Source organism: Nocardioides sp. NPDC023903 (assembly GCF_040639295.1).
GTDB lineage: Bacteria > Actinomycetota > Actinomycetes > Propionibacteriales > Nocardioidaceae > Nocardioides.
Map to the genome: position 1 here is coordinate 1 of NZ_JBEZZS010000063.1, position 10,669 is coordinate 10,669.

Here is a 10,669-nt window from a genome sequence, read left to right on the forward strand (position 1 = left end):
ACGCACTCCGGCCCGCCAGGCGCGTCGCGCCGATCGAGGAGCTCGCCGACGAGCCGCTGATCAAGCTGCTCGCCCGCCGTGACGATCACGACGATCCCCAGGTTCACCAATAGACGGCCTGATTGGAACAGCCGAAGAGCGCCGACTCGGGTTCAGGCGTTAGCGGGCGAGCGTGTGGAGCAGGCCGGTGACGGCGGCCGCGGCGGCATCGGGGTCCTGGGCGCGGATGGCGTCGAAGACGGCGAGGTGCTCGTCGGCGATCTCGGCCGTCTCGTCGACGAGGTGGATGGTTGCGCGCAGGGTGTCCTCGAAGCCGGCGTAGAGCTCGATGAGGAGCGGGTTGTGCGTCGCGGTGACCACACCGAGGTGGAACTCCGCGTCGGCCTCGGCGAAGGCGTCGGCATCCCCGGCCGCGACGGCGGCTGCGCGCCGTTCCATGATGGCGGTAAGGGATTGCAGGTCGTCCTCGGTACGACGTTCGGCGGCCAGCGCTGCGCCGCGGGTCTCGATCGCGTGGCGGACCTCGAGGACGTGGGCCAGGTCGACCCGGCCGACCTGACGACGCATCATCGCGGCCACCTCGTTGGAGGCGGCGACGTACGTCCCGTCGCCTCGTCGCACCTCCAGCACGCCGGTGTGTGCCAGCGCCCGTACGGCCTCGCGGACCGTGTTGCGGCTGACGCCGAGCGCCGCGGCGAGCTCGGGCTCGGGCGGGATGCGGGCGCCGAGTGCCCACTCGCCGTCGGCGAGCAGAGCGCGCATGCCGTCGATCGCCTGGTCGACCAGGGAGCGAGACGTGGTGGTGGAGAGCGGCACGAGCCGTCCTTTCATCCAATCATCCGATGTCTGGCATCCTAGAGGGCGTGAACCACCGCCTCCAGTCCCGCCCCGATTCTCCGCCGTCGAACACAGCTGTTCGGTCGACGGTGTGGCTGCTGATCGCGGTCCTGCTGGTCGCCGCGAACCTGCGTGGGGGCATCACGTCGCTCGGTGCTCTGCTCGACAGTCTCGACGGGCTCTCGGCCGGCACCCGGGCTTTCCTGACCTCGCTTCCGGTGCTGTGCTTCGCGGTCGTCGGTGCGACAGGCATGACGCTCGCGCGCCGGCTCGGCGTGCACCGCGGCATTGGCGTCGCGCTCGGCCTTCTGGTCGCCGGGCTGCTGGTCCGGGTGATCGGGGACCCCTGGCTGCTGCTCGCCGGCACGTTCGTCGCCTGTGCCGGGATCGCGCTCGCCAACGTGCTGCTTCCCGCCGTGGTCAAGGAGGGCTTCCCGAACCGCGTCGGCGCGGTCACCGGTGCCTACAGTGCGGTGATGTCGCTTGGCGCGGCGATCGCAGCGGGGGTCACGGTGCCGATCGCGCAGGCGGCCGGAAGCTGGCGGATCGGTCTCGGGGTCTGGGCTGTGCTCGCCGCGCTGGCCCTGCTGGCGTGGGTGCCGCACATGCGCGATCGCGGCCTGCGCCGAGACGGTGGCGCCCGGGTGTCGCTGTGGCGCGAGCCGGTCGCCTGGGCCGTGACTGTCGTCTTCGGCACCCAGTCGCTGTTCGCGTACGTCGTGATGAGCTGGCTGCCGAGCATCTACGCCGACGCCGGCTTCAGTCACGCGACGGCAGGGCTGCTGCTCGCGGTGAGCATCCTGGTCGGCGTACCCGTGTTCTTCCTGGCCCCGACGCTCGCCATCCGGGCAACCACGCAGGGCCACCTGATCGCCGTCCTGACTGCTCTGCTGGCGATCGGGTTCGCCGGCCTCTGGCTCGCTCCCGTCGCCGGCGCCTGGCTCTGGGCGGTGCTCGTCGGCATCGGCGGCGCCGTCTTCCCGGTTGCCCTGACCCTGTTCAGCATCCGCACCGCGACCACCGCCGGCACCACCGCGCTGTCCTCGATGGCACAGAGCATCGGCTACCTGCTCGCTGCCGCCGGCCCGTTCCTCGTCGGCCTGCTGCGCGAGGCCACCGGCTCGTGGTCGGTCCCGATCGCCCTCCTGCTGGGGCTCGCGCTCGTCCAGATCTTCGCCGGGTACGTCGCCGGTCGCCCGGTCGTCATCGGAGCCCGCGCCGAGGACTGAAGCGCTAGAAGACGCGAATGCGGGTGGAAGAAAATTTTCTTCCACCCGAGTTGAGCGCAGGGCGTATCGAGCTTGAGGCCCCAGGCTGTGCAGGATCGAATACCGTGGGCGGCATGGCTATCGAGTCGTACACCATCGCGCCGCTCAGCCCTGAGACCTGGCCGGCGTTCGACGCGCTGGTGCAGCGGCACAACGGGATCTTCGGCGGCTGCTGGTGCATCTGGTTCCATCCGGACGGACCGGAGCGTGGCCAAGGCGCTGAGTCGAACCGGGCGCTGAAGAAGGCCTACGTCGAGAAGGGCGAGGCGCATGCCGCGCTGGTGATGGACGGGGACGAGGCCGTCGCATGGGCCGAGTACGGCACCCCGGTCGAGCTGCCGACGCTCCACCATCTCAAGCAGTATGACGCCACGAAGACTGTGGACCCCGACTACCGAATCACCTGCGTCTTCGTCGACAAGCGCTACCGGCGCCAGGGTGTGACGGAGCTGGCGATCACCGGTGCGCTCGAGCAGATCGCCCAGGCCGGTGGCGGGCGGGTCGAGAGCTATCCGCACGACCTGACCGACCAGACAAAGAAGGTGTCGTCGTCGTTCCTCTACAACGGCACCCGTCGCCTCTACGAGCGGCTCGGCTTCACCTACGACCGGCCCAAGGGCCTGAAGAATTGCGTCATGGTGAGGACGGTCGAGCCGGCCTGAGGGTCAGGGTCGTAGACCAGGATTCTTTGCGTCCCTAGGCAATTCCGGGTCGATCGGAGCGACCCGGACGCCGAGGGCGGAGTGGGCGTAGCTGGCCAGCTGGTGCTCGGCGCGCTCCAGGGTCAGTGACGAGTTGTGGGCGAGCAGGTGGAGGCCGAAGGCGTCCTCGAGGGCGACGAAGTTGCGGGCGATGGCCTCGGCCGAGTCGGTCAGTGTGAAGACGCCGGTCGCGCGCCCGACCTCGAGCACGGCGGTGTAGAGCGAGACCTCGCGGTCGAAGAGCAGCGTCATCAGGGTGGCGTGCATCGGGCTGCGGCTCGCGTTGACCGAGATCTCGTCGAGGACCTGGCTCAGGAGAAGGTCCTCACCTCGGGGAAGACCCGAGTACATCAGGCGGCCGAGCTTCTCGGCGGGGGACAGGTCGCCCTCGATCGCGCGCTGCCGGGACCAGTAGTAGCGGTCGGTCGCGGCCTGGTGGGCGGCCTCGATGAGGCCGTCGAGCTCGGGGTAGTAGTAGGCGATCAGGCGCGGTGAGATTCCGGCCTCCGCGGCGATGTTCTTCATCGTGGCGCCGGCCAGGCCGTGGGCCGCGATCACGGTGAGTGTTGCCGCGGTCAGATGTTCGCGCCGAGCGGCCTGGTCCTTGCGTCGAGCCATGCTCAACCGTAACGCGTGTGTGAAATCTGCGGGCGAATGATTGACACCTGGTGTGGCGAGGCTCATATTTGCGGTGAAGCGCAAAGAAAGGACTTGCTTGTGCGTACCCACCAGGACTGGCGAGAGATCGCCGCCGAGGTCCGACTCCCGACCCGACCGTTCGTTGGCGGCCGTTCCGTCGACACCGCGGAGGGCTCCTTCGAGAACCGCAACCCCGCCACCGGCGCGCTGCTCGCCGAGGTCGCCGATGCCGGCGCCGCCGGTGTCGACGAGGCCGTGCGCGCAGCACGGGCGGCGTACGACGACGGGGGTTGGTCACGGGCGGGTGTCGCCTTCCGCCGGGAGCGGATGCTCCGTTTCGCCGACCTCCTCGCCGACCATGCCGCCGAGCTGGCGGTCCTGGACTCGCTCGACATGGGCAAGCGGGTCGTGGATGCGTACGACCTCGATCTGCCGTTCTCGGTGAACCTGTTCCGCTACTACGCCGAGGCGATCGACAAGATCAACGACGAGATCGCGCCGACCCCGCCGGGCACGACAGCCCTCGTCCGCCGCGTCCCGCTCGGCGTCGTCGGCGCGGTCGTGCCGTGGAACTACCCGGTCGACATGCTCGCCTGGAAGGTCGCCCCGGCGATGGCCGCAGGCAACAGCGTCGTGCTCAAGCCCGCCGAGCAGTCGCCGTCCTCGGCGCTGCGGATCGCCGAGCTCGCCGCCGAGGCCGGGATCCCCGACGGCGTCCTCAACGTCGTCCCCGGGCTGGGGGAGACCACCGGCAAAGCGCTCGGCCTGCACCCGGACGTCGACGTGCTCGCGTTCACCGGCTCGACCGAGGTCGGCGCGTACTTCCTGCAGTACGCCGGACAGTCCAACCTCAAGCAGGTCTGGCTCGAGTGCGGCGGCAAGAGCCCGCACGTCGTCTTCGCGGACGCCGAGGACCTCGCCACCACCGCCAAGCAGACCGCCTTCGGCATCTGGTTCAACCAGGGTGCGGTCTGCTCGGCGCACTCCCGCGTCCTCGTCCAACGCGAGGTCCACGAGGAGTTCGTCGACCTCGTCGCGAAGGAGGCCGCGGCGTACGCTCCCGGCCACCCGCTCGACCCGGCCGCCGGGATGGGTGCGATCGTCTCGCCCGAGCAGACCGACCGGATCATGCACTTCGTCGACGAGGCCAAGACCTCGGCGGCGCGCTTGGTCACCGGCGGCGAGCGGATCACCCGCGACGGCAGCGACTGCTACGTCCAGCCCACCGTCTTCGACGACGTCGACCCGGCCTCCACCCTCGCCCGCGAGGAGGCCTTCGGGCCGGTCCTGGCGGTCACGGCCTTCGACACCGAGGACGAGGCGGTTGCGCTCGCCAACGACACCCCGTACGGCCTGGCCGCCTCGGTCGCGACCAGCAACCTGAGTCGCGCGCACCGGCTCGCCGAGCGGATCCACGCCGGCACCGTGACCGTGAACGGCGTCGACGCCTTCAGCGCCTGGACCCCCTTCGGAGGGTTCAAGGGCTCCGGATTCGGGCGTGACCTCTCGCTGCACGCTCTCGACAAGTACGTCGGTCTCAAGACCGTCTGGATCAACCACTGACCTCCAGCCCGACCAGCCAGGGACACACCATGACGCAGACCAACCAGCCGACCGCCCTCGCGGCCGAGCAACAGTCACATCTACGCAAGACGCTGCGACGCTTCGACATCGTCTTCCTGCTCATCGCCGCCGTCGTCGGCCTCGAGACCCTCGGGCAGGTCTCGCTCTACGGCGCCGAGGCGTTCACGTGGGCGCTCGTGCTCGCGGTCTTCTTCCTCGTGCCGTACGGCCTGATCTTCGCCGAGACCGGCGCCGCGTTCAGCGAAGAGGGCGGGGCCTACACCTGGGTCCGGGACGCCTTCGGGCGCCCGGCCGCCGCGGTGGCCGCGATCCTCACCTGGATCACCCAGCCGGTGTGGGTCGGCGGCTCGATGGCCTTCCTGGCCGCAGAGACCGTGAGCGTCTACATCACCCCGCTCGAGCACGGCTCGCTCGGCGACTACCTGTTCAAGATCGTCTTCATCTGGATCACCGTGGTCGCCGCGATCGCCAGCCTCGCCAAGGGCAAGTGGCTGCCGACCAGCGGCGCGATCCTCAAGGTCGGCCTGCTCGCCTTCTTCGTACTGACCACGGCCATCTACGCCGCCAAGAACGGCGTCGTCGACCTCAGCGGCGGCGACTTCAGCCCGACCCTGCTCGGCCTGTTCGGGTCGGTCCCGATCCTGCTCTTCGCCTACCTCGGCTTCGAGTCCTCCAACAGCGCCGCCGGCGAGATGGAGAACCCGGCCCGCGACGTACCGGTCTCGATCTTCCGCTCCTGCGCCACCGCCGCGGTCTGCTACCTGGTGCCGATCTTCGCGATCCTGCTCGTCGTCCCCAGCGGCGACATCACCGGCATCGGTGGCCTCCTCGACGCAGTCGGCACCGTCTACTCCGTCTACGGCGCCGCGGCCGAGCCGCTGCTCACGCTCACCGCCGTCGTCTTCGTCTACATCCTGATGAGCCAGGGCGCGGCGTGGATGATCATCTCCGACCGCATGCAGGCGATGACCGCTGCCGACGGCTCCTTCTTCGGCGGGTTCTTCGGCCGCTTCCACGAGGGCCTCGGTACGCCGGTGCGGGTCAACATGCTCTCCGGCGTCGTGGCCACGGTGTTCCTGCTCGTCGCGATGCAGGTGACCGGCTCAGGCGCGTCGATCTTCGGTGTCGTCCTGACCATCTCCATCTCCACCTTCCTGCTCAGCTACCTGCTGGTCATCCCGGCCGCGATCCGGCTGCGTACCCGCTACCCCGACCGCCCTCGTCCCTTCCGGGTTCCCGTCTCCGACCGTGGCTTCGCGGTGCTCGGCTGGGTGGCCTTCGCCTGGGTGCTGCTCGGCTCGTGGGTCGCGGTGTTCCCGGGCACGCTCGAGCGGCTGTTCGGCGAGGCGTACCCGTTCAAGGAGATCTGGGGCGTGAGCCAGGTGACGTTCGAGGTCTTCACGCTCGGCACCCTCGGCTGCCTGCTCCTGCTGTGCGGCATCGGGTACGTCCGAGGTGCCCGCGTCCGCGCCGAGGTCGGCGCTCCCGTTCAGTCCGTTCCCACCGAGGAGCCCACCCGATGACCGAGCAGACCGCTGGGCAGAAGCCCGTGGCCGCCCCGTACGACATCCTGTTCGAGCCGGTCCAGATCGGGCCGTTCACCACGAAGAACCGCTTCTACCAGGTGCCCCACTGCAACGGCATGGGCTACCGCGATCCCAGTGCCCAGGCGGCGATGCGCAAGATCAAGGCCGAGGGCGGCTGGTCGGTGGTGTGCACCGAGCAGGTGGAGATCCACGCGACCTCCGACATCGCGCCGTTCATCGAGCTGCGGATCTGGGACGACCAGGACCTGCCCGCGCTCAAGCGGATCGCCGACGCGATCCATGAGGGCGGCGGTCTGGCCGGCATCGAGCTCGCCCACAACGGGATGAACGCGCCGAACCAGCTCAGCCGCGAGACCCCGCTCGGGCCCGCGCACCTCCCGGTCGCTCCCGACACCATCGCGCCGGTCCAGGCCCGTGCCATGTCGCTGCAGGACATCGAGGATCTGCGGCGTTGGCACCGCAATGCCGTACGCCGCTCGCTCGAGGCCGGCTACGACGTCGTCTACGTCTACGGCGCTCACGGCTACGGCGCACCGCACCACTTCCTCTCACGGCGATACAACAACCGCACCGACGCGTACGGTGGCTCGCTCGAGAACCGGATGCGACTGCTGCGCGAGCTCCTCGAGGACACCATCGACGAGGTCGCCGGCCGGGCCGCGGTGGCCTGCCGGATCACGGTCGAGGAGGAGATCGACGGCGGCATCACCCGCGAGGACATCGAGGGCGTGCTGCGCGAGCTCGGCGAGCTGCCCGACCTGTGGGACTTTGCGATGGGCAGCTGGGAGGGCGACTCGGTCACCTCGCGGTTCGCCCCCGAGGGCCGCCAGGAGGAGTTCGTCGCCGGGCTGAAGAAGCTCACCTCCAAGCCCGTCGTCGGCGTCGGCCGGTTCACCTCGCCGGACGCGATGGTGCGCCAGGTCAAGGCGGGCATCCTCGACCTGATCGGCGCCGCGCGCCCGTCGATCGCGGACCCGTTCCTGCCGAACAAGATCCGCGACGGTCGGCTCAACCTGATCCGCGAGTGCATCGGCTGCAACATCTGCGTCTCCGGCGACCTCACCATGTCGCCGATCCGCTGCACCCAGAACCCGAGCATGGGGGAGGAGTGGCGCCGCGGCTGGCACCCGGAGCGGATCCGGGCCAAGGAGAGCGACTCCCGCATCCTCGTCGTCGGCGCCGGCCCCTCCGGCCTGGAAGCGGCCCGGGCGCTCGGCGTACGCGGCTACGACGTCGTGCTGGCCGAGGCCGGCCGCGACCTCGGCGGCCGGGTGACGGCCGAGTCGAAGCTGCCGGGGCTCTCGGCCTGGGGCCGGGTCAAGGAGTACCGCGAGGCCGTCCTCGCCGACCTCCCCAACGTCGAGATCTACCGCGAGAGCCCGATGGCGGCCGCGGACATCGTCGAGTTCGGCTTCGAGCACGTCATCACCGCGACCGGTGCCACCTGGCGTACGGACGGGGTCGCCCGCTTCCACACCACCGCCATGCCGATCGCCGAGGGAGCGCAGGTGCTCGGGCCCGACGACCTCTTCGCCGGCCGGCTGCCCGACGGCAAGAAGGTGGTCGTCTACGACGACGACCACTACTACCTGGGCGGTGTCGTCGCCGAGCTGCTCGCCCAGAAGGGCTACGACGTCTCGATCGTCACCACCGGTTCGCAGGTGTCGTCGTGGACCAACAACACCTTCGAGGTCAACCGAATCCAGCGCCGCCTGATCGAGACCGGAATCACCCGGGTGACCGACCACGCGGTCACCTCGGTCGGGACCGGCGGTGTCCGGGTCAAGGACGTCTATGCCGGCGTCGAGCGCGACCTCGACTGCGACGCCGTCGTCATGGTGACCGCCCGCCTCCCGCGCGAGGAGCTCTACCTCGACCTGCTCGCCCGTCGCGACGCCGGCGAGATCGCCTCCGTACGGGGCATCGGCGACTCCTGGGGCCCCGGCACCATCGCGGCCGCCGTCTGGTCAGGCCGCCGCGCGGCCGAGGAGTTCGACGCCGTCCTGCCCTCCAACGACGAGGTGCCGTTCCGGCGCGAGGTGACCCAGCTGGCCTGACGCCGGGCCGCGCGGTGGGGCGGTGTGGAAACGTTGAAGGCTCGGACCCTCCTCGTGGGTCCGAGCCTTCAACCAGGTGCCGTGCTCGGCCCACTGCGCGAACCGCTCATAGCGCCTAGCGGACCACCACGAGCGGTCCCTCCTCGGGGGTCGGCGGCTCGAACCTCTCGAAGTACTCAATCGCCGTCTGCTCGGTGAGCGGCCAATCGTCCGCCGACCTGCCATGTCGGTCACCGAGTCGGCCAAGGATGGTCTCAAGACTCGTCGCGATGTAGACCGTCTCCGGCACGATGCCTTGGGGTGCGAGTAGTGCGCGGAACTCGTCGCGTTGTCGCCGGAACCAGAATCCGAAGTCGAGCACGACATCGTTCCCCGCCGCGACATGGCGCAGCAAGCGCGCCTTCAGGTCTGCCGCCACCTCGGCGACCACTTCGGCGGAGGGCATCGCCGTGATTCCGCGATCCCAGAACTCCACCTCGAACGACAAACGCGTCCAGCCCTCGCGCTCCAGGCGCTTGGCATACGTGGTCTTTCCTGCACCACCTGGCCCGCACATCATCACGACTCGGGGTCCTGGAGTCCTGTTCACTGCCACTGGGCGGAGGTTACGCTGCGCCACTATCGGGCGCGCGTCCGCGCCGCTTCGAAGCCGACGGGTCGCGATGATTCTGCTCGATGAGTCGGCCTATCTGCGCCTGGTGAAGCGAACATCGCCGTTGGGTAGGCGTTCGTGGAGGTATGCGGTGTCGTGGGCGCGGTGGTGGTGATGGGCACAGAGCAGTGACGCGTTGTCGATGTCTGTCAGGCCGCCTTGGGCCCAGGCGATCCAGTGGTGGGCCTCGGCCCAGGTCCCGGGGATGTCACAGCCCTCGGCCTCACAGGTCGCCGACCGCAGCAGGAGCGCTCGGCGTTGGGCGGCGGTGAAGAACCGCTCCTTACGCCCGAAGTCCAGCACCTCGGACGCGCCACCGAGAACCGCCGGGATGATGCCTGCGGTGCAGGCCAGGCGCCGTGCTTCGGCGGCGGTGATCGGGCTGCCGCCGATGATCTGGGCGATGCCGGCGTCCTTGCGGAGCTGGTCGAGGTCGATCGTGACGATCACCGTGGTGGCGTCGCCGCCGTGGATCGGGAGCCGGGATGGGTCGAGGGTTTCGAGGAGCTGGCAGAACGCCCGGCCCAGGCGCCGGTCGTAGGGCAGGTAGTCGCCGGTCTCGGTGCGGGTGCCGTCGTCGCGGCGGGGTGAGGCGAAGGCTTCGAGGTTGGTGGCCAGCCGGTCCGCGGCCGCGTCCGGAATGACCGCGGAGATCCGGGTGGTGCCGTCCCCGAGTCGGCGCATGGCCAGGCGGGTCTTCTTGCGGGCGTGGACTTCTTCGGCGGCGAGCCGTTTGGCTTCTTCGGCCTCGGCGATCTCGGGGGCGATCAGATCCAGGATCCGGCAGCCGAGACGGCGGAGCTGGGTGGGGTCGAACTGGGTCGCGTAGGCAACCAGTGCTTCTTCGGCCTTCGTCTTGATCTCGGGGTCGAGGTCGGCCGGGAGATCATCGAGGGCGTCGACGATCACCTGGGCTTGGGCGGGATTGCAGTCCCCACGGCGCATGGCTTCGGCGACGTGGTGGTAGGTCCGGTCCAGGGCCTGAGCCAGCCGGAGGTCGGCACGCAGGACCTCGGGCCGCTGGTGGGTGTGGTGATGCAGCCACGCCGCGACATCGCGTGCGGCGCTCTCCGCCGCGACGTCGTCGGCGGCGGCGATCACGCGTAGTTCGAGCTCCGCCAGCTGGGCCTTGGCCCGGGCGATCTCGAGCAGCGTGGTGGCCTTCTGATCGGTGGCCATGAACGACGGGTTCGCCTCAGAGACCCGACCAAGCGAGGCGGTAACCGCGACCACGGCCCCCAGCACAGGGTGTTGCGGTTGCTGCAGCGTGGTCATCACGGTCACCTCCTGACGTACGAACTCAAGGGTTTCTGCCTGTGCAGAATCCCGGTTGGTTCGCTGGTCTCGGAGGCCCGGAGTACGGGCTATTACTTACCCTCGCAGC

9 protein-coding genes are annotated in these 10,669 nt (G+C 69.6%); 5 read left to right on the forward strand and 4 right to left on the reverse strand.

Annotated features, from left to right (window positions below):
* Nucleotides 1–159: 159 nt before the first annotated feature.
* Nucleotides 160–831 carry an FCD domain-containing protein gene (locus AB0F44_RS29700; protein ID WP_357360901.1) on the reverse strand — a complete coding sequence of 224 codons (672 nt, stop codon included), beginning with the start codon at nucleotides 829–831 and terminating at the stop codon, nucleotides 160–162.
* Between the two features lie 11 nt (nucleotides 832–842).
* On the opposite strand from AB0F44_RS29700, the gene AB0F44_RS29705 reads away from it, so the two are divergent.
* A complete protein-coding gene (locus AB0F44_RS29705) occupies nucleotides 843–2,066 on the forward strand; it encodes an MFS transporter (protein WP_357360902.1) in 1,224 nt (407 codons plus the stop codon).
* A gap of 113 nt (nucleotides 2,067–2,179) precedes the next feature.
* Nucleotides 2,180–2,767, forward strand: coding sequence for a GNAT family N-acetyltransferase (locus AB0F44_RS29710; protein WP_357360904.1), 588 nt, complete (start codon nucleotides 2,180–2,182; stop codon nucleotides 2,765–2,767).
* 3 nt (nucleotides 2,768–2,770) lie between these two features.
* On the opposite strand, the gene AB0F44_RS29715 is transcribed toward AB0F44_RS29710, so the two are convergent.
* Entirely contained in the window at nucleotides 2,771–3,424 is a 654-nt protein-coding gene (locus AB0F44_RS29715) for a TetR family transcriptional regulator (RefSeq protein WP_357360905.1), read from the reverse strand.
* Between the two features lie 99 nt (nucleotides 3,425–3,523).
* On the opposite strand from AB0F44_RS29715, the gene AB0F44_RS29720 reads away from it, so the two are divergent.
* The 3 genes from AB0F44_RS29720 to AB0F44_RS29730 are packed head-to-tail and all read left to right on the forward strand — an operon-like array spanning nucleotide 3,524 to nucleotide 8,633.
* Nucleotides 3,524–5,008, forward strand: a complete 1,485-nt coding sequence (locus AB0F44_RS29720) for an aldehyde dehydrogenase (protein WP_357360907.1) — start codon at nucleotides 3,524–3,526, stop codon at nucleotides 5,006–5,008.
* Nucleotides 5,009–5,037: 29 nt separating this feature from the next.
* A complete protein-coding gene (locus tag AB0F44_RS29725; protein WP_357360909.1) occupies nucleotides 5,038–6,552 on the forward strand; it encodes an APC family permease in 1,515 nt (504 codons plus the stop codon).
* Nucleotides 6,549–8,633, forward strand: a complete 2,085-nt coding sequence (locus tag AB0F44_RS29730; protein ID WP_357360911.1) for an FAD-dependent oxidoreductase — start codon at nucleotides 6,549–6,551, stop codon at nucleotides 8,631–8,633. The genes AB0F44_RS29725 and AB0F44_RS29730 overlap by 4 nt, the downstream gene beginning before the upstream one ends.
* A gap of 115 nt (nucleotides 8,634–8,748) precedes the next feature.
* Here AB0F44_RS29730 and AB0F44_RS29735 read toward each other — a convergent pair whose 3' ends face one another.
* A complete protein-coding gene (locus tag AB0F44_RS29735; RefSeq protein WP_357360915.1) occupies nucleotides 8,749–9,192 on the reverse strand; it encodes an ATP-binding protein in 444 nt (147 codons plus the stop codon).
* A gap of 126 nt (nucleotides 9,193–9,318) precedes the next feature.
* Nucleotides 9,319–10,560, reverse strand: a complete 1,242-nt coding sequence (locus AB0F44_RS29740; RefSeq protein WP_357360913.1) for a DUF222 domain-containing protein — start codon at nucleotides 10,558–10,560, stop codon at nucleotides 9,319–9,321.
* Between the last annotated feature and the right edge of the window lie 109 nt (nucleotides 10,561–10,669).

Bases quoted from the DNA above. Each gene is read 5' to 3' on its own strand.
- AB0F44_RS29700 (WP_357360901.1), bottom strand. From the start codon at position 831: ATGAAAGGACGGCTCGTGCCGCTCTCCACCACCACGTCTCGCTCCCTG.
- AB0F44_RS29705 (WP_357360902.1), top strand. From the start codon at position 843: ATGTCTGGCATCCTAGAGGGCGTGAACCACCGCCTCCAGTCCCGCCCC.
- AB0F44_RS29710 (WP_357360904.1), top strand. From the start codon at position 2,180: ATGGCTATCGAGTCGTACACCATCGCGCCGCTCAGCCCTGAGACCTGG.
- AB0F44_RS29715 (WP_357360905.1), bottom strand. From the start codon at position 3,424: ATGGCTCGACGCAAGGACCAGGCCGCTCGGCGCGAACATCTGACCGCG.
- AB0F44_RS29725 (WP_357360909.1), top strand. From the start codon at position 5,038: ATGACGCAGACCAACCAGCCGACCGCCCTCGCGGCCGAGCAACAGTCA.
- AB0F44_RS29730 (WP_357360911.1), top strand. From the start codon at position 6,549: ATGACCGAGCAGACCGCTGGGCAGAAGCCCGTGGCCGCCCCGTACGAC.
- AB0F44_RS29735 (WP_357360915.1), bottom strand. From the start codon at position 9,192: ATGATGTGCGGGCCAGGTGGTGCAGGAAAGACCACGTATGCCAAGCGC.
- AB0F44_RS29740 (WP_357360913.1), bottom strand. From the start codon at position 10,560: ATGACCACGCTGCAGCAACCGCAACACCCTGTGCTGGGGGCCGTGGTC.